The 24725-nt window shown below is 72.3% G+C and carries 26 protein-coding genes and 1 pseudogene; 15 read left to right on the forward strand and 12 right to left on the reverse strand.

Annotation, left to right across the window (positions count from 1 at the left end; genetic code table 11):
• The 5 genes from pgsA to pspM all read left to right on the forward strand — a co-directional run.
• A partial coding sequence (pgsA, locus tag AIIKEEIJ_RS00005) for a CDP-diacylglycerol--glycerol-3-phosphate 3-phosphatidyltransferase (RefSeq protein WP_161994609.1) occupies positions 1–487 on the forward strand: 487 nt, incomplete at its 5' end.
• Positions 488–491: 4 nt separating this feature from the next.
• The gene (locus AIIKEEIJ_RS00010; RefSeq protein WP_161994610.1) at positions 492–992 is read left to right on the forward strand and encodes a nicotinamide-nucleotide amidohydrolase family protein; all 501 of its coding nucleotides are present in this window, start codon (positions 492–494) and stop codon (positions 990–992) included.
• A 145-nt stretch (positions 993–1137) separates the two neighbouring features.
• Positions 1138–1536, forward strand: a complete 399-nt coding sequence (locus AIIKEEIJ_RS00015; RefSeq protein ID WP_006948280.1) for a helix-turn-helix domain-containing protein — start codon at positions 1138–1140, stop codon at positions 1534–1536.
• Between the two features lie 194 nt (positions 1537–1730).
• Complete coding sequence (locus tag AIIKEEIJ_RS00020) at positions 1731–2546, forward strand: PspA/IM30 family protein (RefSeq protein WP_003935651.1); 816 nt, start codon at positions 1731–1733, stop codon at positions 2544–2546.
• Between the two features lie 40 nt (positions 2547–2586).
• Positions 2587–3396 carry a phage shock envelope stress response protein PspM gene (gene pspM / locus AIIKEEIJ_RS00025; RefSeq protein ID WP_029543323.1) on the forward strand — a complete coding sequence of 270 codons (810 nt, stop codon included), beginning with the start codon at positions 2587–2589 and terminating at the stop codon, positions 3394–3396.
• 15 nt (positions 3397–3411) lie between these two features.
• Here pspM and AIIKEEIJ_RS00030 read toward each other — a convergent pair whose 3' ends face one another.
• The 3 genes from AIIKEEIJ_RS00030 to AIIKEEIJ_RS00040 are packed head-to-tail and all read right to left on the reverse strand — an operon-like array spanning position 3412 to position 5313.
• Positions 3412–4017: an energy-coupling factor transporter transmembrane component T family protein gene (locus tag AIIKEEIJ_RS00030; RefSeq protein WP_006948278.1), complete on the reverse strand. Its 606-nt coding sequence runs from the start codon at positions 4015–4017 to the stop codon at positions 3412–3414.
• Entirely contained in the window at positions 4014–4694 is a 681-nt protein-coding gene (locus tag AIIKEEIJ_RS00035) for an energy-coupling factor ABC transporter ATP-binding protein (protein ID WP_029543325.1), read from the reverse strand. Before AIIKEEIJ_RS00035 ends, AIIKEEIJ_RS00030 begins: the two co-directional genes overlap by 4 nt.
• Positions 4695–4716: 22 nt before the next feature.
• On the reverse strand, positions 4717–5313 hold the full coding sequence (locus AIIKEEIJ_RS00040; RefSeq protein WP_006948276.1) for a biotin transporter BioY: 597 nt from the start codon (positions 5311–5313) through the stop codon (positions 4717–4719).
• Between the two features lie 217 nt (positions 5314–5530).
• On the opposite strand from AIIKEEIJ_RS00040, the gene AIIKEEIJ_RS32465 reads away from it, so the two are divergent.
• Complete coding sequence (locus AIIKEEIJ_RS32465) at positions 5531–5704, forward strand: hypothetical protein (RefSeq protein ID WP_029543328.1); 174 nt, start codon at positions 5531–5533, stop codon at positions 5702–5704.
• A 15-nt stretch (positions 5705–5719) separates the two neighbouring features.
• On the opposite strand, the gene AIIKEEIJ_RS00045 is transcribed toward AIIKEEIJ_RS32465, so the two are convergent.
• Both AIIKEEIJ_RS00045 and AIIKEEIJ_RS00050 read right to left on the reverse strand, forming a co-directional pair.
• The gene (locus tag AIIKEEIJ_RS00045) at positions 5720–8221 is read right to left on the reverse strand and encodes a phosphatidylglycerol lysyltransferase domain-containing protein (protein ID WP_161994611.1); all 2502 of its coding nucleotides are present in this window, start codon (positions 8219–8221) and stop codon (positions 5720–5722) included.
• Complete coding sequence (locus AIIKEEIJ_RS00050; RefSeq protein WP_072635163.1) at positions 8218–9552, reverse strand: alpha/beta hydrolase; 1335 nt, start codon at positions 9550–9552, stop codon at positions 8218–8220. The genes AIIKEEIJ_RS00045 and AIIKEEIJ_RS00050 overlap by 4 nt, the downstream gene beginning before the upstream one ends.
• 57 nt (positions 9553–9609) lie before the next feature.
• Between AIIKEEIJ_RS00050 and AIIKEEIJ_RS00055 the strand changes: the two genes are divergently transcribed.
• A complete protein-coding gene (locus tag AIIKEEIJ_RS00055; RefSeq protein WP_161994612.1) occupies positions 9610–10329 on the forward strand; it encodes a PIG-L family deacetylase in 720 nt (239 codons plus the stop codon).
• Here the strand turns inward: AIIKEEIJ_RS00055 and AIIKEEIJ_RS00060 are convergent.
• Positions 10311–11216 (reverse strand): diacylglycerol kinase, encoded by a 906-nt coding sequence (locus tag AIIKEEIJ_RS00060; RefSeq protein ID WP_161994613.1) that lies wholly within the window; start codon positions 11214–11216, stop codon positions 10311–10313. The two genes, AIIKEEIJ_RS00055 and AIIKEEIJ_RS00060, sit on opposite strands and share 19 nt — an antisense overlap.
• Entirely contained in the window at positions 11213–12835 is a 1623-nt protein-coding gene (locus AIIKEEIJ_RS00065; protein WP_161994614.1) for an FAD-linked oxidase C-terminal domain-containing protein, read from the reverse strand. Before AIIKEEIJ_RS00065 ends, AIIKEEIJ_RS00060 begins: the two co-directional genes overlap by 4 nt.
• 20 nt (positions 12836–12855) lie before the next feature.
• On the opposite strand from AIIKEEIJ_RS00065, the gene AIIKEEIJ_RS00070 reads away from it, so the two are divergent.
• From AIIKEEIJ_RS00070 to AIIKEEIJ_RS00080, 3 genes are all read left to right on the forward strand, one after another.
• Positions 12856–13473 carry a TetR family transcriptional regulator gene (locus AIIKEEIJ_RS00070; protein ID WP_161994615.1) on the forward strand — a complete coding sequence of 206 codons (618 nt, stop codon included), beginning with the start codon at positions 12856–12858 and terminating at the stop codon, positions 13471–13473.
• Complete coding sequence (locus tag AIIKEEIJ_RS00075; RefSeq protein WP_006948267.1) at positions 13470–15005, forward strand: glycerol-3-phosphate dehydrogenase/oxidase; 1536 nt, start codon at positions 13470–13472, stop codon at positions 15003–15005. Before AIIKEEIJ_RS00070 ends, AIIKEEIJ_RS00075 begins: the two co-directional genes overlap by 4 nt.
• Positions 15006–15089: 84 nt before the next feature.
• Positions 15090–16631, forward strand: a complete 1542-nt coding sequence (locus AIIKEEIJ_RS00080) for a protein kinase domain-containing protein (protein ID WP_161994616.1) — start codon at positions 15090–15092, stop codon at positions 16629–16631.
• Positions 16632–16748: 117 nt separating this feature from the next.
• On the opposite strand, the gene AIIKEEIJ_RS00085 is transcribed toward AIIKEEIJ_RS00080, so the two are convergent.
• Positions 16749–17252: a DUF427 domain-containing protein gene (locus tag AIIKEEIJ_RS00085; RefSeq protein ID WP_029543345.1), complete on the reverse strand. Its 504-nt coding sequence runs from the start codon at positions 17250–17252 to the stop codon at positions 16749–16751.
• Positions 17253–17412: 160 nt separating this feature from the next.
• On the opposite strand from AIIKEEIJ_RS00085, the gene AIIKEEIJ_RS00090 reads away from it, so the two are divergent.
• From AIIKEEIJ_RS00090 to recX, 4 genes are all read left to right on the forward strand, one after another.
• Complete coding sequence (locus AIIKEEIJ_RS00090; protein WP_161994617.1) at positions 17413–18567, forward strand: nucleotide disphospho-sugar-binding domain-containing protein; 1155 nt, start codon at positions 17413–17415, stop codon at positions 18565–18567.
• A gap of 63 nt (positions 18568–18630) precedes the next feature.
• Entirely contained in the window at positions 18631–18825 is a 195-nt protein-coding gene (locus tag AIIKEEIJ_RS00095; RefSeq protein WP_029543347.1) for a DUF3046 domain-containing protein, read from the forward strand.
• A gap of 185 nt (positions 18826–19010) precedes the next feature.
• A complete protein-coding gene (gene recA, locus AIIKEEIJ_RS00100; protein WP_006948259.1) occupies positions 19011–20051 on the forward strand; it encodes a recombinase RecA in 1041 nt (346 codons plus the stop codon).
• An 8-nt stretch (positions 20052–20059) separates the two neighbouring features.
• A complete protein-coding gene (recX, locus tag AIIKEEIJ_RS00105) occupies positions 20060–20638 on the forward strand; it encodes a recombination regulator RecX (protein WP_006948258.1) in 579 nt (192 codons plus the stop codon).
• A gap of 4 nt (positions 20639–20642) precedes the next feature.
• Here the strand turns inward: recX and AIIKEEIJ_RS00110 are convergent, their stop codons facing one another.
• From AIIKEEIJ_RS00110 to AIIKEEIJ_RS00125, 4 genes are all read right to left on the reverse strand, one after another.
• The gene (locus AIIKEEIJ_RS00110; RefSeq protein WP_006948256.1) at positions 20643–21572 is read right to left on the reverse strand and encodes an amino acid ABC transporter permease; all 930 of its coding nucleotides are present in this window, start codon (positions 21570–21572) and stop codon (positions 20643–20645) included.
• Positions 21569–22249, reverse strand: coding sequence for an amino acid ABC transporter permease (locus tag AIIKEEIJ_RS00115; protein WP_006948253.1), 681 nt, complete (start codon positions 22247–22249; stop codon positions 21569–21571). Before AIIKEEIJ_RS00115 ends, AIIKEEIJ_RS00110 begins: the two co-directional genes overlap by 4 nt.
• A gap of 82 nt (positions 22250–22331) precedes the next feature.
• Positions 22332–23165, reverse strand: coding sequence for a glutamate ABC transporter substrate-binding protein (locus AIIKEEIJ_RS00120; protein ID WP_006948252.1), 834 nt, complete (start codon positions 23163–23165; stop codon positions 22332–22334).
• Between the two features lie 59 nt (positions 23166–23224).
• A complete protein-coding gene (locus AIIKEEIJ_RS00125; RefSeq protein WP_029543348.1) occupies positions 23225–23953 on the reverse strand; it encodes an amino acid ABC transporter ATP-binding protein in 729 nt (242 codons plus the stop codon).
• Positions 23954–24213: 260 nt separating this feature from the next.
• Here AIIKEEIJ_RS00125 and AIIKEEIJ_RS00130 point away from each other — a divergent pair.
• Positions 24214–24725 (forward strand): annotated as a pseudogene (locus AIIKEEIJ_RS00130) (tRNA (N6-isopentenyl adenosine(37)-C2)-methylthiotransferase MiaB); the annotation flags it as partial.

The following is a 24725-nucleotide window of genomic DNA, read 5'->3' on the forward strand; positions in this document are numbered from 1 at the left end:
CGGACTCGACGTCGCGTGGCGCATCGCCGCGACGGGTGTGTTCGCCGTCGCGGCGATCACGGACCGCATCGACGGACAGCTCGCCCGCAAGTACGGACTCGTGACCGATTTCGGCAAGCTCGCCGATCCGATCGCCGACAAGGCGCTCATCGGCGCCGCCCTCGTGGGCCTGTCGCTGCTCGGTGACCTGTCGTGGTGGGTGACCGGCATCATCGCGGCCCGCGAGCTCGGCGTCACGGCGCTGCGCTTCTTCGTGCTGCGGCACGCGGTGATCCCCGCCAGCCGCGGCGGGAAGGCCAAGACCCTGGTCCAGACGCTCGCGATCGTTCTGTACCTGCTGCCGCTGCCGGAGGCGGCGATGCCCTTCGCCGTCGCGCTCATGGGACTTGCGGTGATCCTGACGGTGGGCACCGGCATCGACTACGTGGTCCAGGCGGCGCGACTGCGCGCCGGGGTGCACCGCGTCGAGCAACAGCACGGGGAGTGAGGCGGTGCCCGACCCGCTCGTTCCCGGCACCGCGGCCGCGGAGCTGGTCGCGACCCTGGCCGCGCGGCGGCAGACGGTGGCCACGGCCGAATCACTCACGGCCGGGCTGATTGCGGCGACGATCGCCGGGGTACCCGGCGCCAGCGTGGTGCTGCGCGGGGGGCTGATCGTCTACGCCACCGACCTCAAGTCCACCCTGGGCGGCGTGGACCCGGAACGGCTCGCGGCGGACGGGCCGGTCTCCGAGTCCACCGCCGCGGCCCTGGCCGAGGGCGCAGCGACTCGCTGCGGAGCGACGTGGGGCGTGGGCATCACCGGCGTGGCCGGACCGGACCCGCAGGACGGGCACCCGCCGGGCACGCTGTATCTCGGGATCGCCGGGCCGGGCGGCACGGTGGTCATCCGCCCGCCGGTGCGCGGGGACCGGTGGGACATCCGGGCCGGGGCTGCCCGTGCCGCCGTGTCGGGCCTACTCACCCGCGTGCGCGGCGCCGCGGGGATGTAGTGTCTTGACACCGCGGTACCGGTGGCAGCCGGACCCGTGCGGAGCCGCGCCCGGCAGGGTTTTCGTGCCCGGGCGGGGAGCCGGGAACCCGGCGACGTGCGTCGTGCGTTGACGGGTTGAGCGACGACGGACGAAGGAGGATGGGATGGCGCTGTTGTTGCGTGAGGCAATCGGTGACAGTCTTCGGCGCACCCGCGTTTCGCAGAGCCGCACCCTGCGTGAGGTCTCCAGCAGCGCCCGGGTCAGCCTCGGCTACCTCTCCGAGATCGAACGCGGGCGCAAGGAGGCGTCGAGCGAACTGCTCGCCGCGATCTGCGACGCCCTCGACGTCCCCTTGTCCGACGTGCTCTTCGACGTCAGCGAGTCGCTTGCCGATGCGGTTCCCGCCCGCGGCCGGACCCCGGTCGGGGCGGCGGCGGGTCTCGGGGCCGAGCCGAAGTCCCGGGACTCGGACGCCCGCGCCGCCGAGCACGCGGCGCTCGTGGCGCAGGACACGCGTGTGGTGATCCCGCCGCCGGCGGCACGCGCGCTGGCCGCCGCATAACATGGAGGACGGACCGCGCCGGCCTGGCCGGACGCGGCCGAAAGCGACACAATTCGGGTCACCACCGGGGGGTGGCTCGGGACACACGGCGGCCGGGTACGCGGGGATCACACGGCCGACCGGAAACGGTGCGCGAGGGCCGCGCACCGGGTCGCGTTCGCCGCGGCGTACCAGATGGAGGCAGGATCACTCCCATGGCTAATCCGTTCGTCAAGGGTTGGAAGTACCTGATGGCGCTCTTCAACTCGAAGATCGATGAGAAGGCCGATCCGAAGGTCCAGATTCAGCAGGCGATCGAGGACGCGCAGCGCCAGCACCAGGCACTGTCCCAGCAGGCCGCGTCCGTCATCGGCAATCAGCGTCAGCTCGAGATGAAACTCAACCGTCAGCTCGACGAGGTCGAGAAGCTCAACGCGAGCGCGCGGCAGGCCGTGCTCATGGCGGATCAGGCCAACGCCGCCGGCGACACCGAGAAGGCCATCCAGTACACGAACGCCGCGGAGGCGTTCGCGGCCCAGCTGGTGACCGCCGAGCAGTCCGTCGAGGATCTGAAGGTGCTGCACGATCAGTCGCTGCAGGCCGCGGCGCAGGCGAAGAAGGCCGTCGAGCAGAACGCGATGGCTCTCCAGCAGAAGGTGGCCGAGCGCACCAAGCTGCTCAGCCAGCTCGAGCAGGCCAAGATGCAGGAGCGCGTGAGCGAGTCCCTGCGCTCGATGGACTCGACGCTCGCCGCGCCCGGCACCACGCCGAGTCTCGACGCGGTCCGCGAGAAGATCGAGCGTCGTTACGCCACCGCGCTCGGATCCGCCGAGCTCGCGCAGAACTCGGTGCACGGCCGGATGCTCGAGGTCCAGCAGGCCACCGTCCAGATGGCCGGCCACAGCCGTCTCGAGCAGATCCGGGCCTCCATGAAGGGCGAGGCGCTGCCCGGCGCGGCGGCACCCGCGACCCCCGCGGTCAACCCCACCAAGGAACCGCCGTCGGCGGCGGGAAGCGCCGGCTCGCAGTAGCGCCGGGCTCGATGGCAGACGGCAGAAACGCGGCAACGCAATGAACACACCCGCACGCGGCCGGACCGGACAGTTCCCCGGTCCGGCCGCGGCTGCGCTCCGGGACATGACCGGCAGCGTGGTCGAGGCGGCGCGCCGCTGGAACGACCCCGCGGCCCGGGTGCGCCGCAAGAAGCGCCGCGCCCGCCGGCGTGCCCGCCTGTTCGGCGCAGCCTCCGGAATGAGCGGTGTCGGCACCGCGACGCTGGTGGCCGCGTCGGCCCCCGACTGGACCATCGTCGCCACCGGCGGGACGACCGCCGCGCTCGTCGTGCCCGCCGTGCTGGCGGTGCGTACCTTCCGGCGCCTCGACGCCGTGCCGCTGCCGCCGCCGGCACCCGCCCGCCGGGCCCTGCCGCCGTCGGGTTCCGTCGCGCGGGCCCCGATGGCCCGGCTGGCGAGCGACGAACAGAGCCTCGCCCAGCTGCTGTCGGTGCTGGCTCGTTCGCGCACCGTCGCCGCCGACGACCTCGAGGAGATCGCCGCGGCCGCCCGGGAGGCCTCCGACGCGCTCGAGGCCGTCGCGGTGGATGTGGTCGCGCTCGAATCCGCCGCCCGGGACAGCGCCGCCGCCGGGGCGCACCTCGGGGCGGCCGTCGCGGCCGCCGGACAGCGACTCGACACGGGCGTCGACCAATTCGAGGAACTCGTCGCCGCCGCGGCCCGGCTCGCGGCGGCCCCCGACGGAACCCGTTCGATGGCCCTGCTCGACCGCCAGCGCGCCGAGCTGATCTCGGCCTCGGACCGGCTCGAGAGCTGGGCCCAGTCGTGGCGGGAGATCCGGCAGATCGAGGGCCGCTACCGGTACTGACGTCGTCCCGGTGGCTCAGTCGTCCAGGCCGCGGGCGACGAGGGCCTCGCCCATCGCCTCCGCGGTCAGCAACGCCCCCACGACGACGGGCACCGCCAGGGCCCGCAGCGAGAAGCCGAGCCCGCGGGCCTTGCGTGCCTCGGTCACCTGCGCGACGATCCCGCCGAGCATCGGGACGGCCCGGACGGTCATCACCAGCACGAGGCCGACCCGCTCCGGATCCACGCCGACCCGCCGGAACGGGCCCAGCCCCGCCACGATCGCATCGAGCATGTCGCTCACCCGGGTGGTCAGCGTCACCAGCGCGGCGAGGGCCACGGCAACCAGCAGCTGACCGGACACCACCACCGCCCGCTCCCAGCCGGCGAGCAGCACCTGGAACGCCGCGATCACCACGAGCATCCACAACAGCGGCCGGAGCTGTCGCAGCGCGGGCCGGGGCGGGATCCGCGCCAGCAGGTAGAGCCCGAGCACGACCGCCCCGGCCACCGGCACCTGCCACGGTTGCCGCATCCACACCGTGAGCGCGACGATGAGCACCGCGGTGACCAGCAGCTTCGGGCCCGCGGGCGCCCGGTGCAACGGCGACGCCGCGCGATGGTACAAGCCCAGGGTGCTCACGCGACCAGCCTGCGGTAGTAGTCGATCGCCGGGCCGGGTGTGTCGTCGGCGACGACGCGCCCACCGTCGACGACGAGCACCCGGTCGAAGCCGGTCAGCAGGTCCAGATGGTGGGTGACCACCACCAGTTGCTGTTCGAGGGCGGCGAAGGTCCGCGCGATCAGCCGGGCGTTGCGCAGATCCAGCAGCGTGGTGGGCTCGTCCGCCACCAGCACCTGCGGATCGGTGACCATGATCGCCGCGAGGGCCAGGAGCTGCTTCTGCCCGCCGGAGAGCAGGTGACTCGGGTGGTCGTGGTGCCCGGCCAGCCCGAAGTCGGCGAGCACCCGCCGTACCCGCTCCGCGCGCTCGGCCTTGCTCAGTCCGCTGCGGCGCAGGGAGAAGGCAACGTCTTCCGCGACCGTGGGCATCACGATCTGATGGTCGGGATCGGTGAAGACGAATCCGACGCGCCGGCGCACCTCGCGGGCCTTGCGGGCGGTGTCCAGGCCGTCCACCGTGACCGTGCCGGAGGTCGGGATCACCAGCCCGTTGATCATCCGGGCCAGGGTGGACTTGCCGCTGCCGTTGGCGCCGACGATCCCGACGCGGCGCTCGGTGAGGGTCACGTCGATGCCGTCGAGGACGGTGCGCTCACCGTAGGCGTGGCCCACCTGCCGGAAGCGGATCTCGCTCATGCGGTCGTGCCCGGCCCGGCGCTCAGCGCGCGGGGTCGGTGGCCGGGCGTGCCGGTGCGCTCGGGCTGAGCAGGGCCGGGTAGGCGCGGTGCACCTGGGCGGCGACGACCGCCGCGACGACGGCCTTGAGCAGGTCACCGGGCAGGAAGGTGGCGTTCGCGCTCAGCGCCGCCCACAGCGTGAGATCGGTGCGTGCGAGCATGCCGGCGATACCGAAGACGTAGAGCACGACGATGCCACCGAGGACGTTGACGGCGATGCCCGGCAGCACCCGGTAGCGGGGCAGCATGCGCGCCGAGAGCCAGCCGATCACCGCGACGGCGGGAAGCCAGCCGAGCAGGAAGCCGACCGTCGGGCCGGCCAGCGCCGTGAGGGTCGTGCGTCCCCCGGCGAGCACCGGCAGCGCCAGGCCCAGCACGATCACCGTGGCCACCGACAGCACGCCCTTGCGGACGCCGAGCAGCGCCCCGGCGAGCATCACGCCCAGCGTCTGCAGCGTGATCGGCACGCCCGACGAGCCGACGGTGATCTGCCCGGGCAGACCCAGAGCGATGATCAGGGCGGCGAACACGGCGATCTGCGCCAGGTCGCGGGCGGGCGTGCGGCGGGTCGAGGACACGATTCTCAGCCTTCTGACGAGGGGACCGAACCTGTCGAGGGTATGTCGCCGCGGCGTGCTCCTTCTCACCACCCCGCTCCGGGCCGGCCCCCGAACAGGGCCGCACCGGCCTCCGGGTAACCACCCATCTTTCCCTGATCTCTGCGTTGAGCTGGTGTTTTTCCGACCGTGGGGTGTCACGATCGACAACGAACGGCAACGACGCAAGGAGAAGACGATGTTCTGGAAGATCGTGGGTGTGGTGGCGCTGGTGTGGATCGCCCTCGTGGTGGTCGGGGCGCTCGCGGAGCACCTGTTCGGGATTCTCGTGGTGAGCGCGCTGATCTTCGGCGGCTACATGCTGTACAAGGCCGTGGCCGGCAGCAAGGACGACCACATCACCCACGTGTGATGTGGTCGCGGCGGCTCAGCGCCGCAGCAACTGTGCGAGTAGCCGGCGACCCTGCCCGAGCGACACGTCGGGCAGATACGCATGACCGACGGCGATGCCGATCGTGGGCAGGGCCGCGGCGTCCGGGAACACCAGGTACATGGGCCGGTGCTGCGGCTGGAACTTCGCCTTGAAGGCGAGCAGCGACCGGAAGCCGTAGACCGGCTCGAGGGTGCGGCCCAGCAGGTCGAGCAGCGCGTCGAGCGCGCCGCGGTCGAGGGCGCCGCGGTCGAGGGCGCCGGCCGACGGGTCGGCGCCGGCGAGCGGCGCGCCGGACAGGCTGAGGAACTCGAGGCCCTGTTCCTGCGCGGACATGGCGGCCGAGGCGATGAGGAACTCCATCGCGGGACGGAAGCCGTCGGAGCGGCGGCGCATGAAGTCGAGGGTCAGGCCGACCAGGGCGCCGTCCCGGTAGACCGGCATCCACGACGTCACGGCGTGCACGTGGTCGTCCGCGTCGATCGCCAGGAGCAGCCGCACCTCGGGGTCGCGCAGTTCCTCGAGCCCACCGAGGGTGAAGCCCATCTCGGGGAGGCCCTTGTCGGCGACCCATTCCTCGGAGATCTCGACGATCTGCTCCGTCATCGGCAACGGCGCCTCGGTGAACGTCGTCCACCGCGCCTCCACGCCGTCCTTGGCGGCGCGGTTGAGGGCGGTGCGGACGTCCTGGAACTTCTTGCCCTTGAACGCGAGGCCGGGAAGCGCGACGACCGTCTCCTCGGCCACCCGCAGACAGCTCCAGCCGTGGTCCCGGGCGATCGCGGCGGTGTCCTCCCCGACGGAGTAGAAGCACGGGGTCCAGCCGTTGCCGAGGCAGTACGCGGCGAACTCGTCGATCGCGTTCTCCAGGCCGGCCGGATCACCCACCGGGTCGCCCGTGGTCAGGGCGACACCCGAGTGCACGCGGTAGGCCACGGCGTGCCGGCCGTCCTCGCCGAACCAGTAGTGGTTGCCGGGCCACGTCGTCATCCACGACAGCGAGGTGCCGCCGGGGGAGTGCAGCAGTGCACGCACCCGGTGTTCGTCGCCGGGATCGTGCCCGAGAGCGGGGACCAGGAAGCTCCGGACCATCAACAGGCAGAACGCGGCCCACACCAGCACCCCCACCCACTCGAACAGCAGCGTGGCGGCCGGGGTCAGCGGCAGTACCGGCGGCTCGAACAGCTGCAGATACACGGGTGGGACGAGACGTCGCGGCGCGTCGCGCACCAGCGTGGCGCCGCCGGGGTCGCGGTCGAAGCCGTCGGCGAGCAGCGCCCCCACCACCACGTAGGTGACGAGCGCGGCACCCGCCGCGGCGGCGGTGCCCAGCCACACCCGCGGATACGTCCCGCGCGGGGCGCGCACCCCGAACAGCCGGCGGGTCATCAGCAGCAGCACGAGCACCGCGACGAGGGCCAGCAGCGGAGCGAGTTCCATGTACACCGAGCTGGTGCGGCGGGTGCCGTACAGCAGCGACCGGGTCTCCTCCTGCTCGGTGATCTGCACGACCGCGCTGACGGCGGCCACCGCGATCAGGGCGACGTGCCCCCACACCGAGAGCAGCCATGCGGCGCGGCGGCCCCGGCGCAGTCCCTCCGCTCCCACGAGCAGCACCGCCGACGGCATCAGGTTCATCACCAGCGGTCCGATCCCGGACAGGCGCAGCGCCTGCCGCCCCTTGCGGCACTCGTCGCGCAGGGCCGGGTCGGCGCAGATGTCGACCAGTTCCCGTGCGCTGTACGGGACCTGGTCGAACAGCTCCCGCAGCGCCGAGAGCGGCCCGATGGCGTGGGGGGAGAACGCCGCCAGGATCGGGCCGAGGACGCTGGCGGCGACCACCAGCGCCACGAGGGTGCGGCGCTCCCGCACGGTGCCGCCGAGCGCCGGGCCCCGGGCCGCGCGGCCGAACAGCACGGGTCCGAGGAACAGGCCTGCCAGCGCCGCGCAGAGCCGCACTACGTCCTGCAGGTGCCCCGCGAACAGGGCGCTCGTCACGAGGAACACCAGCACCAGGGTGCGGATGCGGCGCCGCCACAGCGTACCCATCGCCGCGGTGGCGGCGAGCAGGGTGCCGAGCACCCACGGCAGGGGATCCTCGGTCAGGTGCCCGTGCAGCTCGAAGCCCCACGAGTTCGGCACGGTCGACGCCAGCAGCGCCACCAGCAGGGCGAGCGCGGCACCCGCACCCTGCGAGAGCGCCGCGGCGAGTGCGAATCTGCGGCTGCCGAGGCGGTTCTCCACCGGCACCGCGACGGCGAGGATCGCCACGCTCGACAGGACGTACTCGCCGAGGCCGGACGCGAAGAGCCCGGACGTCCAGAGCACCCACGGATGCCCCTCGCCGAAGCTACGGGTGCCGAGGGAGACGTCGAGGGCCAGGTCGTGGGACGGCCCGCGCCACACGGCCCCGGTGGCGATCGCGAGCACCCACATCGCCGCGAGCAGGGTCAGAGCGACGGGGGCCCGGCGCAGCGCCGCGCCGCTGCGCGCGATCACGGGGCGACGAGGCCGAGTCGGCGGCTGAGCCACGGCAGCTCCTTCTCGAGTCCGGCGGACCACACCGCGAAGCTGTGCGCTCCCGGCAGTTCCGTGAGGTGGACGTCCATGCCGGCGGCCCGGGCCGCCGTCGTGAGTTGTTCGATTCCCGAACGGTATTCGCTGTCGTCGAGGCCCACGACGAACGCCCCTGCCGAGCCGGGGTAGCGGTTGCGGGCCAGCAGGTCGGCAGGGTTGTTCCGCGCGAACGCCTCCGTGTCGCCGCCGAACACCTCGCGGATCGTGCGGTCCCGATCGCCGAGGGTCGGCTCGGCCTGGCCGGAGAAGTCGAGGAACGTGGGGTACACCTCGGGGCGGGCGGTCGCGAGCTGCAACGCGCACGTGCCTCCGTACGAGAGCCCGCCGATCGCCCAGCCCGCGGGATCGTCGTCGACCTGCAGGTGCTCGCGGACCCAGGCGGGCACGTCGAGCGCCAGGTAGGTCGCGGCGTTGCCGAGGCGGGAATCGGCGCACAGCGGGTTGTCGAACTGGCCGCCGGTGCCGTCGGCGAGCACGACGACCGGTGCCAGCCCCTCGTGCCCGGCCGCGAACGCGTCCATGATCTGCGGCAGCCGGCCCCCGATCAGCCAGTCGTCGGTGCTGCCGGGCTGGCCGGCGAGCAGCACCAGCACCGGGAGTTCGGGGCGCGGGTCGGCGAAGTAGGCGGGTGGCAGGTAGATCCGCGCGTCGCGGGCGCGGAATCCCGACACTGCGCCGGGGATCGGGGTGGTCGTCACCGCGCCGGTCGCGGGCAGATCGGCCGGGGGCGACCAGGTCTCGGACAGCGGCCGCCGAGCGACCGTCGCCGTGGCCGGTGCCAGGGCCGCGTCGAGCGGCACGGTGCGGTAGTCGGTCATGCCGAGGGCGGAACGCACGGTGGGGTAGGCGTCGAACACCGCGTTGATCCGCCCCGCACCCGCCACCACCACCGCCAGTGCGGCGACGACGAGGCCGGCCGCGACGAGCGGACGCGCCCGGTCCCGGCGGCGGACGAGCCACCGGCCGGCCAGGAGCGCGACGGCGAGGACGGCGACGGCGGTCCACGCGTACACATCCCGAGGCAACCGATCCGGGAACGGTCGCCACACCTGCTCGACGAGCACGGCGGCGAGCACCACCAGCACCAGGGTCAGCGCGACGGCCGTCGGAATCCCCGTCAGGAGCCAGCGGCGGTGCCGTCGCGCGGCCAGGGCGGCCAGGCCGGCGACGGTGAGGACGGTGAACACCACGGCCGCCGCCGTCGTCGTCAACCGCATGTCGAGCGCTGCTTCGACGAGCCCGGACCACGACACGCCGTCCAGTATGCGCGAGGCCCCCACCCCCGCATCGTGATCGGCGATAGTGGACGAATGGAACCGGTACCGGAGGACTGGCAGCGGGCGCTCGTGATCGCCGCGCACCCCGACGACATCGAGTACGGCGCGGCGTCCGCGGTGGCGCGGTGGACCCGACAGGGCAAGGAGGTGCGCTACGTCCTGGCGACCAGCGGCGAGGCCGGCATCGCGGGCCTGCCGCCGGCCGCGTGCGGGCCGCTGCGCGAGCAGGAGGAGCGGGCATCCGCCCGGGTCGTCGGGGTCGAGGTGGTCGAGTTCCTCGGGCATCCCGACGGCCGCCTGGTGGCGGGGCCGGACCTGCGCCGCGATCTTGCGGCGGCGATCCGGCGGCACCGACCCGAGATGGTGGTGACCGGCAACTTCGGGCTCACGTGGTTCCCCGGCGTCCTCAACAGCGCCGACCACCGTGCCCTGGGGCTGAGCGTGCTCGACGCGGTCACCGACGCGGCGAACGAGTGGATCTTCCCGGACCTGGCCGAGCAGGGTCTGCCGCCGTGGCCGGGGGTGCGGTGGGTGGCGGTGAGCACCACGTCTCCCACTCACGGAGTGGACGTCACCGACGCCGTCGAGGACGGCGTCGCGTCCCTCGCCGAGCACCGCCGCTATCTCGAGGCACTCGCGCCCACCCCCGTGCTCGACCAGGCCCGGGCGCAGGTGGAGTCGGCCACGGCCGCTCTGCCCGGGTTCGCGGCGGAACGGGCCGCCGGGTTCGAGCTCTACACGTTCGGGGGCTGACCGCCGGGTACGAGGACGACTCCGGCACCGGGCACGGCCTCGACGTCCACGGGCAGCGGTCCGAGCGGTTCGCCGTCCGCGTAGGCGGAGATGCCGGGACACTCGAGCCGCACCCGCCGGGCGCGGTGCACGTTCACCTCGTCCAGGTCGACGTGGGTGCCGCGGTAGACGGTGGGGAACAGGCGCAGCAGGCGGGTCCGGTTGGCCGAGGTCACGATCACGACGTCGAGGAGGCCGTCGTCGAGACGCGCGTCCGGCGCGATGCGCATGCCGCCCCCGTAGGTGGAGGCATTGCCCATGGCCACCATCGTCGCCGCCACGTCGAGGTCGTCGCCGTCCAGCGTGATGCGATACGGCAGCAGGCGGAGATTCGCCAGTTCCGCGACCATCGCGACGTTGTAGCGCAACCGGCCGCGCGGCCGGCGCATCCGGTTGGCGCGGTCGGTGACCAGGGAGTCGAATCCGCTGGCGAGCACGGTGCCGAACCAGTGGTCCGGCCGCCCGGGCGCCCGGACCCTTCCGAGGTCGATCGTCCGCGTGGCCCCGTCGGCGATCACGTCGGCCGCCGCCACCGGATCCGACGGCACGTGCAGGACGCGGGCGAGGTCGTTGCCGGTCCCGGCCGGGACGATGCCGAGCGGAGTCCCGGTCTGCGCGAGCGCCTGCCAGGCGAGCCAGACGAGCCCGTCCCCGCCGACCGCGACGAGTGCCCCGGTTCCCTCGGCGACGGCGTGGCGCACCAGTTCGAGGGAGTGTTGCGGGGTGTCGCCGGCGATCTCGGTGACGCGCAGGCCCCGTTCGCGCAGCCGGGCCGTGGCGGACCTCGTCGCGCGCGCGGTGTGCGGGCCCGCGGCCGGGTTCGTCAGGACGGTGACGGATTCGATCACGGCAGCAGCTTTCCAGGGTTGAGGATGCCGAGCGGGTCGAGTGCGTCCTTGACCGCGCGGAGCAGGCCGGTGCCCAGAGTCCCGATCTCGTCGGCCATCCACGGCCGATGGTCGCGCCCGACCGCGTGGTGGTGGGTGACGGTGCCGCCGGCTGTCATGATCGCGTCCGTGGCGGCGCGCTTGGCCGCCGACCACTGCGTGAGGGGATCGTCCGTCTGCGCGCACACGACGGTGAAGTACAGGGACGCGCCGGTGGGGTAGGTGTGCGAGATGTGGCACAGCACCAGTGGCGGGGTGCCTTGTTCCTGCAGGGAGGCGGTGAGCGCATCGGTCACCGCCGTCCGCAGCCGCGCCAGATTGCTCCACGTGGTGGCGGTTTCGAGGGTCTCGGCGAGTGCCCCGACCCGCAGCAGGGCGTCGCGCAGGTGCGGCGCGTCGAACCGTCCGTGCTCCCAGGCGCGGGCCGGCTCTTCTCCGAGGTCGGTGCCGCCCAGGGTCGAGAGCAGGGCGTCGACCTCCGCGGCGCGGGCTCGTACGTGTTCGGCGGTGCCCTCGACGGTGGTCACGGCCAGGCATCCGGTGGGGGCGGTCGCACCGATGTGTTCGTGCAACGCGAGGTTCGTCGCGGTCTCGGTCTCGTCCGACAGGCGCAGCACGGTGGGGACGGCGCCGGTCTGCACGAGGGTGCGCAGGGCGTCCGCACCCGTGGCGAAGTCGGGAAACGACCAGGCGCGGTGGGCGGTCGCGGCGGGGATCGGGTGGATTCGCACGCCGACCTCGGTGACGATGCCGAACAGGCCCTCGGACCCGAGGAACAGTTGCCGCAGGTCCGGGCCCGCGGCCGAGGCCGGGGCGCGGCCCGCCCGGACGGTACCGCGCGGGGTGGCGACGACGAGGTGCTCGACCATCTCGTCGAACCGGCCGTGGCCCGCGGAGGCCTGGCCGGAGGATCGGGTGACGGCGAACCCGCCCACGGTCGCGTGGCGGAAGCTCTGCGGGAAGTGCCCGAGCGAGAAGCCGTGGGCACCGAGCAGCTCCTCGGCCTGCGGTCCGGTCGCGCCGGCCTGCAGCGTCGCCAGACCGGAGACCGGATCGAGATCGGTGAGCGCGTTCATCCGTTGCAGGTCCACTGCGACGACGGCCTCGAAGCCGTCGCGCACCGGATCCAGCCCGCCGACGACGCTGGTGCCGCCGCCGAACGGCACGACGGCGATCCCCTCGCCCGTGCAGTAGTCGAGTACGGCGAGCACCTCGTCGTGGCTGCCGGGCCGCAGCACCGCGTCGGGACCGTCCTGCGGGCCGGGGTTCTGCCGCCGCAGCAGGTCGAGGGTGCTCTTGCCGCCGGCGTGACGGAGCCGGGCCGCGTCGTCGTCGGCGACGTGTTCCGGACCGACGATGCGCCGCAGGCCCTGGTGGTGCCGGGTGTCCAGCCGGGACGGGGTGAGCCGCACGGCGGTCTCGGGCAGCGAACGGGCGCGCTCGGTGTCCACGCCGAGAGCTTGTCGAAGCAGTGTGCGGACGCCCTCGCCGAGTTCCTTCCGGCGGTCCGCCGTGCCCCACGCGTCCCACTCCATCTCGGCTGCGGCGGTGGGGTGTTGCGGTGTGAACCTCACAGTCATGCGTTACAGTGTTACATACAATGTTTATTCGTAACGATGAGACCCGGTCTTCCGGCCCGCCGGCGGCAACCGTCGAGAACCAGATCCTCGACGCCACCCGCTCGTGCCTGCTCGACTTCGGACTGCGGCGCACCACCCTCGCCGAGGTGGCGCGGCGCGCCGGTGTCAGCCGTCCCACGGTCTATCGCCGCTGGCCCGACACCCGTGCCCTGGTCGCGGACCTTCTCACCCGTGAGATCCGCGCCGTCCTGCCCGATCTCCGCGGAGAGGGGCCCGTCCGGCCGCGCGTCGTGCGGGCCGTCGTGACGGCCGTCGACGAGATCGGCACACATCCGCTGTTCGAGAAGATCCTGCGGTCGGACCCGGACCTGCTCATGACGTACATCGTGGACCGGCTCGGGACCAGCCAGCACGCAGTGCTCGAGGTGCTGACCGGGGCGCTCGTCCTCGGCCAGCGCGACGGCACCGTCCGCGCCGGCGACGTCCGCGCGCTCGCCGCGTTCGTGCTGCTCACCGCCCAGTCCGTGGTGCAGTCCGCCGGGATGGTCACCGAGGTGGTCGACCGGGCGGCCCTGCTGGCCGAGCTGGCGCACGCCGTCGACACCTATCTCGCCCCCTCCGGGGAGGATCGCCCGTGACCGGACCCGCCTCCAGTGCCCTCGACGCCGCCCGCCGCCGCCGGGAACTCGACGACCTCGCCGCCCGGCCCACCGTCGACGTGCTCGTCGTCGGCGGCGGTGTCACCGGCGCCGGCGCCGCGCTCGACGCCGCGTCGCGCGGCCTGAGCGTCGTCCTCGTCGAACGGCACGATCTCGCCTTCGGCACCAGCCGGTGGAGTTCGAAGCTCGTCCACGGCGGCCTGCGCTATCTCGCCACCGGGAACATCGGTATCGCCCGCGAAAGTGCCGTCGAGCGGGGAATTCTCATGACCCACACGGCGCCGCACCTGGTGCGCGCGATGCCGCAGCTGGTGCCGCTGCTGCCGTCGGTCGGCCGCGGCGAGGCCGCGCTCGTGCGCACCGGGTTCCTCGCCGGCGACGCCCTGCGGGTCTCCGCGCACACGCCGTCCGCGGTGCTGCCGCGCTCGCGCCGCATCGGCGCGGGGCGCGCCGCCGACCTGGTCCCCGCCGTCCGGCGCGACGGGCTGCGCGGGGGACTGCTCGCCTACGACGGCCAGCTCGTCGACGACGCCCGGCTCGTCGTCGCCCTCGCCCGCACCGCCGCCTCCTACGGCGCCCGCATCCTCACCCGCGTCGACGCCCACTCCGTCACGGCCGACGGCGCCGCCCTGCGCGACACCCTCACCGGCACCGAGGTGCGGGTGACGGCCCGCGCCGTGATCAACGCGGCGGGCGTGTGGGCGGGACAGGTGGATCCGTCGATCCGGCTGCGACCGAGCCGCGGCACCCACCTCGTGCTCGCCGCCGCCGCCCTCGGCAACCCCACGGCCGCGCTCACCGTGCCGATTCCCGGCGCCACCAACCGGTTCGTCTTCGCGCTGCCCGCCCAGCTGGGCCGCATCTATCTGGGACTGACCGACGAGGAGGCGCCCGGCGCGCTGCCCGACGTCCCGCAGGCCACCGACGGTGAGATCGACTTCCTCCTCGACACCGCCAACACGGCCCTCGCCGTGCCCCTGACCCGCAACGACGTCCTCGGCACCTTCGCGGGACTGCGGCCGCTGCTCGACTCCTCCGCGCCGGGTACCGACACCGGCGGCGGCACCGCGGACCTGTCGCGCCGGCACGCGGTCGTGCGCTCCGAGTCCGGTCCGATCGGCATCGTCGGCGGCAAGCTCACCACCTACCGGCGGATGGCGCAGGACGCCGTCGACGCGGCCGTCGAGACGGCCGGACTGCGTGTCGGGCCGTGCCGCACCCAGCGGCTCCCCCTCGTCGGCGCCGCGACTCCTGCCGTGCTGCGCACCGTCGCCGCCCCGGCGAACCTGGTGCGGCGCTACGGCACCGAGGCGGCCCTGCTCGCCGCGGACCCGCGCCGGCTGGAACCGATCGTCCCCGGGCTCGACGTCAGCCGCGCCGAACTGGAATTCGCCGTCACCCACGAGGGCGCCCTCGACGTCGACGACATCCTCGACCGCCGCACCCGGATCGGGCTCGTGCCCGGCGACCGGGCCCGGGCGCTCGACGCCGCCGGGGATGTGTCGGCCTGACCGCCGGAGCGTCCGTGCCCGGCACTCTTCACGTGCGCGATATTCTGAGACGGCTGTCGGGCGGGCGCCGCGACGGACTCGGGAGTGGACGACACCGTGGGAGAACTGCAGACCGGCTCCGTGTTCGCCGGGTACCGTATCGAACGCCGCCTCGGCACGGGAGGGATGGGCAGCGTCTACCTGGCGCGGCATCCGAACCTGCCGCGTTTCATCGCGCTGAAGCTGCTCGACCCGTCGGCGACCGCGAACCCGGGAAACCGCAGCCGGTTCCTCCGGGAGGCCGACCACGTCGCGCGGCTCGAACATCCCAACATCGTCACCGTGTACGACCGCGGCAATGTCGGCGACCAGTTGTGGATTGCGATGCAGTACGTGGACGGCACCGACGCGGTGGGTGCACTGCGCAGGGGACCGATGCCTCCGGGGCGCGCCGTGCACATCGTGTCCGAGACCGCCCGCGCGCTCGACTACGCGCATGCACACGGGATACTGCACCGCGACGTCAAGCCCGCGAACATCCTGCTCACGCCGAGCGGGGCGAGCGAACCCGAGCGCGTCCTGCTCGCGGACTTCGGGATCGCGAAGAGCCTCGACAGCACGGCGGTCACCGAGACCGGCATGCTCGTCGCCAGCCTGCAGTACGCGTCCCCCGAACAGATCGAGGGGCGGCCCCTCGGCCCCCGGACCGACGTCTACGCCCTCGGGTGCACGCTCTATCAGCTGCTCACGACGCGGCCACCGTATCCGGGGTCCGAGCCGGCCCATCTGGTCCACGCGCATCTGCATCTGCCCCCGCCGCGCCCCACCGCGGCGCGGCCGGACCTGCCGTCCGCGTTCGACGATGTGATCGCCCGCGCGATGGCCAAGCGCCCCGAGGACCGCTTCCCCACGTGCGGTGCGCTGGCCGCGGCCGCGCGGGCCGCTCTCACCGAGCCGGTCACCGAGCCCGTCACCGCGCCGACCCGGGCGGTCACCGCCGCCGAACCCGCCCCCGTGTCCGCCGGTCCGACCGCCCCGCCCGGACACCCGACGTCGCGTTCCCGTCGGCCGCTGCTCGTGCTGCTGGGCGCCGCGGTCGTGGGCCTCGCGCTCGTCGGATCGCTGACGTGGATCCTGCCCGGCCGCGGCGAGGCGCCGGAGCCGGATGTGCGGGCCGACACCTCGGCCACCGGGCAGATCGACAGCCCCGGTCCGGTGGTGCCGCCCCCCGCGACGGTCACGGCGGAGGTCACCGACCTCCCCACCACTTCGTCCGCACCGACGAGCACGGCCCCGCCGCAGAGCCGCCCGGACCGCATCCCGGTCGCGCAGGCGGACACCCGGGGCTTCGACGACGACATCGGGCCGCGCTGCAACTCGACCGACGAGGCCGTCGCGGTGGCGCGCACGTCGGAGTCGCGGGTCCTGGTGTGCCGCAACGACTTCGATCGCCTCTACTACAAGGGCCTGCGGCTCAGCGACGGTGCCGACATCGAACTGGCCGCCGCCGCCCCGGCCGCCGCCGGATTCACCGTCGTGGCCGGACCTGTGCGCTACACGTTCGACGAGGACGAACTGCTGATCATCGACAACGGAACGGTCACCACCCGCGAGCAGGTGCTCCAGTTCTGGTCGGCGTATCCGTGACCGCCGGCGCCGCGGAGCGGCCACCCCGTGGGACTGTTGCCGCCGATCTCCGCGCCGATCGGTGGCCGGCCCCGGATTCGGGCCCGTCGCCGCGGCCGTGCCCGCCCCTCCCTGCGATCACCAGTAGCGACTGCCGGGCCCGCCTTTGAAGGGGCCGACCACCCGATCGGTGATCCAGCCGTCGTAGAAGCCCCCCGCCTGGGGACGCACCCGCTCGCCGTCGACGAAACAGCCGTCCATCGGACCCGGCATGACTGCCACATGCCCGACGAGTGCCTCGTATCCGGCAACCGGCCGGGGATAGTGCCACGCCGCACGCTCGGCGACGTGTCCGCCTGCCACGACGTCGAAATAGTCGGCCCGTCCCTTCCACTCGCACACCGTGCTCCCGGGAACCGGCCGCAGGACCCCTTCGGCGAAGCATGTCCGGGGCAGGTAGTAGGTCGGCGGGTGGCTCGTCTCCAGCAGCCGCAACGGGGTGCGGGTGCGCGCGACGAGTTGCCCGCCGAACCACACCTCGACCAGCTCGTCGCTCCGTCGGACCACGGGCGGCCGCGGGTAGTCCCACACCGACTCCTGCCCCGGACCGACGGGGTCCGGCACCGGATGGCCGCTCCTCACGGGACACCTGCCGACATCGTCATGCTTCCAGGCTCGCACGTACGACGCGGTGGGCACAGCGCGGGCGAGCCCCACCGCCGAGGCGCTGCAGCGGCGGCCGGTACTCCCGGCGTCGCCTCCACAACCGGGCAGCGCGGAGCGGGTGTGGCAGTCTGAGCCGATGCGAGTGGCGGTGGTGGCCGGGCCCGACGCCGGGCATGCGATCCCGGCGATAGCCCTGAGCCTGCGTCTGGCCGAGGCGGGCGACGAGCCCGTCCTCTTCACCGGCGAGCTGTGGCTCGGCCTCGACCTGGACGGGGTGACGCTCGCGCCGCTCGCCGGGCTGGCCCCGCGTCCGGAGGACGACGATGCCGATGCCGGTGCCCGCATCCATGCCCGCGCCGCCCACATCGCGTCCGAGATGCTGCCCGGGCTCAGCGCCTTGCTGCCCGACCTCGTCGTCTCCGACGTGCTCACCGCGGGCGGCGGCATGGCCGCCGAACGCCTCGGTATCCCCTGGGTGGAGCTGTCGCCCCATCCGCTGTATCTGCCCTCGCGGGGGCTGCCCCCCATCGGCAGCGGTCTCGCCGCAGGCACCGGGCTGCGCGGGCGCGCGCGGGACACGGTGCTGCGCGCGGCGACCGCCCGGTCGATCCGGCAGGGGGAACGCGAACGGTCCGCGGCGCGCGTCGGGATCGGCCTGGCCGCCCGGGATCCGGGGCCGGCGGCCCGGCTCGTCGCCACCCTGCCCGCCCTCGAGGTCCCGCGACCGGACTGGCCCGCCGGGGCGCACGTCGTCGGGCCGCTGCTGTGGGAGCCCACCGGCGACGTCCTGGCGCCGCCCTCCGGCGACGGACCGCTGGTGATGGTGGCCCCGTCCACCGCGGCTACCGGCGTGCCCGGCCTGCTCGACGCCGTGTGCACGGGCCTCGGCGGATCCGGGATGCGGATCGTCGTCGCGATGCTCGAGCCGCCCGAGCGGGACTGGCCGGACGGCGTCGTGGCCGGGCACGGCCGGCAGGACCTGCTGCTCGAGCAGGCCGACGTGGTGGTGTGCGGCGGCGGCCACGGGATGCTCGCCAAGGCCCTGCGCGCCGGGGTGCCCGCGGTCGTGGTGCCCGGCGGCGGCGACCAGTGGGAGCTGGCCAATCGGGCCGCCCGGCAGGGCAGCGCGGTGGTCGTGCGGCCACTCGACTCCGACGCGCTGCGGGCGGCCGTGGACACCGTGCTGACCGAGCCGCGCTTCACGCGCGCGGCCCGCCTGGCCGCCGCGACGGCAACGCAGGTCGAGGACCCGGTGACCGTCTGCCGCAGCGTCGTGGCGCCGATGCGGTGACGTGCCCCGCGTCCGCGCCACCGGCCGCTGTCGGGGGTCCGGGAAGCGACTACCGTGGCGCAGGTGCGACTGACGGAATTTCACGAGTGTGTCCGCAACGAGTTCGGGCAGCTGCGCGGCGACGCCCTGCTACGTGACCACGTGCTGCTCTCGCTCGGCGGGCGGACCGCCGCCGCGGCCATCGAGGCCGGCCGGGAACCCCGTGAGGTGTGGCGGGCCCTGTGCGAGGAGTTCGACGTCCCGCCCGCGCGCCGGTGAAACCGCCGCGCCCGTTCCGTTCGAACAGTTGTTCGCCTATGCTGGTCCGCGGGTGGTGAAGAAGTAGTCCACAGGCGTCCGATTCATCCACAGATCCGGCCGCTCGCCGGTCGGGACGGCGAACTTGTCGGTGCCGGACTCTAACGTCATCGGCAAGCAAGACGAGACTCGAAAAGGGGACCACGATGGCACCACAGGCACACGATCGCGACAAGGCGCTCGAGCTGGCGCTCGCGCAGATCGACAAGAGCTTCGGCAAGGGCTCGGTGATGCGCCTGGGGGAGGAGTCCCGCCAGCCCATCGCCGTGATCCCGACGGGCTCGATCGCGCTCGACGTCGCGCTCGGCATCGGCGGCCTCCCGCGCGGCCGGGTCGTCGAGATCTACGGCCCGGAATCCTCCGGTAAGACGACGGTCGCGCTGCACGCCGTGGCCAACGCCCAGGCCGCCGGCGGCATCGCTGCCTTCATCGACGCCGAGCACGCGCTCGATCCCGAGTACGCGCGCAAGCTCGGTGTCGACACCGACGCCCTGCTCGTGTCGCAGCCGGATACCGGTGAGCAGGCGCTCGAGATCGCGGACATGCTGATCCGTTCCGGCGCGCTCGACATCATCGTGGTCGACTCGGTGGCGGCCCTGGTGCCGCGCGCCGAGATCGAGGGCGAGATGGGTGACAGCCACGTCGGCCTGCAGGCCCGCCTGATGAGCCAGGCGCTGCGCAAGATGACCGGTGCGCTCAACAACTCGGGCACCACCGCGATCTTCATCAACCAGCTGCGCGAGAAGATCGGTGTGATGTTCGGCTCGCCCGAAACGACCACCGGCGGCAAGGCTTTGAAGTTCTACGCCTCGGTGCGCCTGGACGTGCGCCGCATCGAGACCCTCAAGGACGGCTCCGACGCGGTGGGCAACCGCACCCGCGTCAAGGTCGTCAAGAACAAGGTGTCGCCGCCCTTCAAGCAGGCCGAGTTCGACATCCTCTACGGCCACGGCATCAGCAAGGAGGGCTCGCTCATCGACATGGGGGTCGAGCAGGGCTTCATCCGCAAGTCCGGCTCCTGGTACACCTACGAGGGCGACCAGCTCGGTCAGGGCAAGGAGAACGCCCGCAAGTTCCTGCTGGAGAACACCGACGTCCGGGACGAGATCGAGAAGAAGATCAAGGAGAAGCTCGGCATCGGGGCGGACGTCACCGCCGAGCCCGCCGACGAGCCCGCCGACTTCTGAGTCGAGCGTTGGGCAGCGACTCCCGTCGCGGTGACCGGCGCGGCGGCGACCTGCCCGGCGGCGGAACGGAGGCACAGGCCAAGGACCTGTGCCTCCGTCTGCTGACCGACCGGGCTCGCAGCCGCGCCGAACTCGCCGCGAAACTCGAACAGAAGGGCTTCGCCGCGGACGTCGCCGAGCGGACCCTCGACCGGCTCACCGAGGTGGGCCTCGTCGACGACGCCGAGTTCGCCCAGCAGTGGGTGCGCTCCCGTCATCGGCATGCCGGCCGGGGCAAACGTGCTCTGGCAATGGAACTGCGCCGCAAGGGGATCGGGCAGCACGAGGCGGCTGAGGCGCTGGAGCAGATCGACGGCGACGACGAACGCGCCCGCGCCGCCGAACTGGTGCGCAAGAAGCTGCGCACCCAGCCCCCGCTGCCCACGGAGGGGGATCGGCGCGAGATCGCCGCGGAACGGGACAAGGTGGTGCGACGGCTGGTCGGCATGCTCGCCCGCCGTGGTTACCCGCAGGGCGTGGCATTCGACGTGGTCCGCGGCGAACTCGCCGGGCTCGATCCCGAGCCCGGCGACGTCGCCACCGACTGACGGGTTACCGGCGCTTGTCGTGATCGCTGGTGATGTCCACCCCCGGGACGGTCATGCCGGAAAGCACGTTGTCGGGGGCGTTCTCGTCGGCCTCCGGCATTGCGGCACGGTTCTTGCGTCCGGTCCGCAGACGCCGCTCGAGCCGCGTCGCGACGACCGTCAACGCGCCGTTGAGCACGATCATGATCGCGGCCACCACGAGCAGCGACGGCAGGTAGTTGCCGAAGAACGCGCCGAGCTGCTGACCGGCGCGCACGACTTCGACGTACCCGATGAGATAGCCGAGCGCGGAGTCCTTCAGGGCCACCACCATCTGCGAGACGATCGCCGGCAACATCGCCGTGACGGCCTGTGGCAACAGGATCAGACGCATGATCTGGCCCTTGCGCATGCCCAGCGCTGCGGCGGCCTCGGTCTGCCCGCGGGGCAGCGACCGGATGCCGGCGCGGACGATCTCGGCGATCACCGAGCCGTTGTAGAGGGTCAGGCCGGTGACCACCGCCGCCAGCGCCAGGTACTTCGACCGGAAGACCTGGTATTCGGCGAACAGCTGGTAGGCGAAGATCATCAGGATCAGTACCGGGATGGCCCGGAACAGTTCGACGATGAAGCCGCACACCGCGCGCACGGGCCGGTGATCGGAGAGCCGGCCGATGCCCAGCGCGGCCCCGAGGATCAGGGCGAGCACGATGGATACCGCGGCCGCGATGAGGGTGCCCCGGATGCCGGGGATCAGATACGTGGTCCACGAGCTCGATTCCAGGAACGGCTCCCACTTCGCGGTGGTGAGCTGCCCCTTGTCGTCGAGAGCCCGGTAGACGAAATAGCCGACGGCGACGAGCAGCACGGCCACCGCCGCCGAGGCGACGTGGTAGATCGTTCGCGCCCGGGGACCGGGGGCGTCGTAGAGGACGGTTGCGCGGCCGGTGCTCACCGGGACACCTCGAATCGCGTGCTCAGCCAGCCGAACAGCAGGCCCGTGGGCAGGGTCAGGATCACGAAGCCGAGGGCGAAGATGCCGCCGATGACGAAGATCTGCGCCTCGTTCTCGATCATGGTCTTCATCAGCAGGGAGGCCTCCGAGACGCCGATGACGGACGCGATCGTCGAATTCTTGGTCAGGGCGATCAGCACGCTGCCGAGGGGTGCGATCACCGCGCGGAACGCCTGCGGCAGCACGATCAGGCGCAGATTCTGGCCGAAGGTCAACCCGAGGGAGCGGCCCGCCTCGGCCTGCCCGACGTTGACGGTGTTGATGCCCGAGCGCAGCGACTCGCAGACGAACGCCGCGGTGTAGACGCTCAGGCCCAGCACCGCGAGCCGGAAGTTGTTGTCCACCAGGAACGTCGGCGACGACTGGGGGGCGAGGCTGATGCCCAGGGTCTGTGACAGGCCGAACAGGCAGAAGATGATGATCAGCGTCAGGGGGGTGTTGCGGAAGATCCCCACGTACACGGTGCCGACCGCCCGTGCCACCGGCACCGGGGACACGCGCATGCCGGCGAGGATCGTTCCGAGGATCAGCGCGCCGATCGCCGAGAACACCGTCAACTGCACGGTGGTCCAGAAGGCGTCGATCAACTGATCGCCGTACTTGCTCAACAGATCCACAGGTCAACTCCACCGATCGGGGATTGGGATCCGGCCGGCCCGTGACGAGTCGTCGAACGGGCCGGCCGGACGGCGGGGACGGTCAGTAGCGGTCGACCTGCGGCGGTTCCGGCAGGGGGTATCCGGACGGGCCGACAGTGGATTCGAGGGCGGCCTGCCAGGCCCCGCTCGAGATCATCTCTTCGATCGCGTCGTTGATCTGGTTGCGGGACTCGGTGTCGCCCTTGGCCAGACCGATACCGTAGCGCTCTTCCGTGAACGGCTCGCCCACGACCTTCAACTGGCCCGGGTACTGGGCCGCGTAACCGGCGAGAATGATGTCGTCGGTGGTCACGGCGTCGACCGCACCGTTGCGCAGCGCCTCGACGCAGGCGGAGTAGGTGTCGAACTCCTGCAGCTGCACGTCCTGCGCGTAGGTGTCCTTGACCTTCTGTGCGGGGGTGGAGCCGGCCACCGAGCACAGCCGCTTGCCGCCGTTGAGCGACTCCGGTCCGGTGATGTCGGTGTTGTCGGCACGCACGAGCAGCGACTGGCCGGCGACGAAGTACGGCCCGGCGAAGTCGACCTTCTCCTTGCGCGTGTCGGTGATCGAGTAGGTGGCGACGATGTAGTCCACCTCACCGTTCTCGATGAGGGTCTCGCGCTGCGGGGACGGGGCTTCCTTGAACTCGATGTTCTCCGGCGCCACTCCCAGCTGCTGCCCGACGTACTTCGCGACCTCGACGTCGAACCCGCTGAAGGTACCGTCGGGGTTGCGCAACCCGAGCCCGGGCTGGTCGAACTTGATGCCGACGACGAGGGAGCCGCTCTCGGCGGACTGCGACACGCTGCGCTGCTCGTCTCCGCCACACGCGGTGGCGAGCACGGCGACGGCGATCGCGCCGATGCCCAGGCGAACCGAGCGGGTGATTCTCATCGAGTACCTCCGTGTTGTGGGTGATGCCGCCCCGGTTCCGGTGCGGCAGCGACGCCGGATCAGTGACTGAGGATCTTGCCGAGGAAGTCCTGGGCGCGGGCGGACTTGGGTGCGGTGAAGAACGTGTCGGGGTCGGTGTCCTCGATGATCTGCCCGTCCGCCATGAACAGCACGCGGTTGCCGGCCTTGCGGGCGAAGCCCATCTCGTGGGTGACGACGAGCATCGTCATGCCCTCCCGGGCCAGCGACGTCATGACGTCGAGCACCTCCTGGACCATCTCGGGGTCCAGCGCCGAGGTCGGCTCGTCGAACAGCATGACCTTCGGGTTCATCGCCAGTGCCCGCGCGATCGCGACGCGCTGCTGCTGGCCGCCCGAGAGCTGCGCGGGATACTTTTCCGCCTGATTGGCGATGCCGACGCGGTCGAGAAGTTGCAGCGCCTGCTCCTTGGCCTCGGTCCTGCCCTTGCGACGGACCTTTACCGGGGCGAGCATGACGTTCTCGAGGATGGTCTTGTGCGCGAACAGGTTGAACGACTGGAACACCATTCCCACGTCGGCTCGCAGCGCCGCGAGCGCCTTACCTTCTGCGGGAAGCAGCTTGCCGTCCACCCGGATCTCGCCCGAGTCGATCGGCTCGAGCCGGTTGATGGTCCGGCACAGGGTGGACTTGCCGGACCCGGACGGCCCCACCACGATCACGACCTGACCCGCCGATACTTCGAGGTTGATGTCCTGCAGTACGTGCAGGGCTCCGAAGTGCTTCTCCACCGCCGACATCGAGATCATCGGGGGTGCGCCGCCTGCCGAGCCGGAGGGCTTCTCGAATTCGACCGCCGCTGGTGTCATGGACAGAACCCTATGCTGCCCGCGCCGCCGTGCCGCAATTTTCGCAAGCCGAGTTCGGACTGCGTAATGGAAAATTTACGGTCGGCCCCGAAAGGCCGGTTCCGGTTCGCCCCGCCGGGTCGCGCGATGGACTAGTTTGTCTCTCTCGGCCCACTTCAGGAGCGGTCCGGTCCCGTGAGCTAGGCTGGGACGTGTCATCGATGGACCATGAACCCCCCAGCGCCCCGGCCGCCCTCGACGCGACCGCCGAGGTCGGCGCCCGCACCTACGAGGTGCGCACCTATGGCTGCCAGATGAACGTGCACGACTCGGAGCGCCTGTCCGGGCTGCTCGAGGACTCCGGGTTCACCAAGGCAGGGCCGGGTGCGCCCGCCGATCTCGTGGTCTTCAACACCTGCGCGGTGCGGGAGAATGCCGACAACAAGCTCTACGGCAACCTGAGCCATCTGCGGCCCGTCAAGGACGCCAACCCGAACATGCAGATCGCCGTCGGTGGGTGCCTTGCCCAGAAGGACCGCGAGGTCGTCGTGAAGAAGGCGCCGTGGGTCGACGTCGTGTTCGGGACGCACAACATCGGCAACCTGCCGGCGCTGCTCGATCGTGCCCGGCACAACCGCCGCGCCGAGGTCGAGATCCTCGAATCGCTCGAGGCGTTCCCCTCGACCCTGCCCGCCCGGCGCGAGTCCAGCTACGCCGGCTGGGTGTCGATCTC

The sequence above is a fragment of the Rhodococcus sp. YH1 genome, assembly GCF_009939605.1.
Taxonomy (GTDB): domain Bacteria; phylum Actinomycetota; class Actinomycetes; order Mycobacteriales; family Mycobacteriaceae; genus Rhodococcus; species Rhodococcus aetherivorans.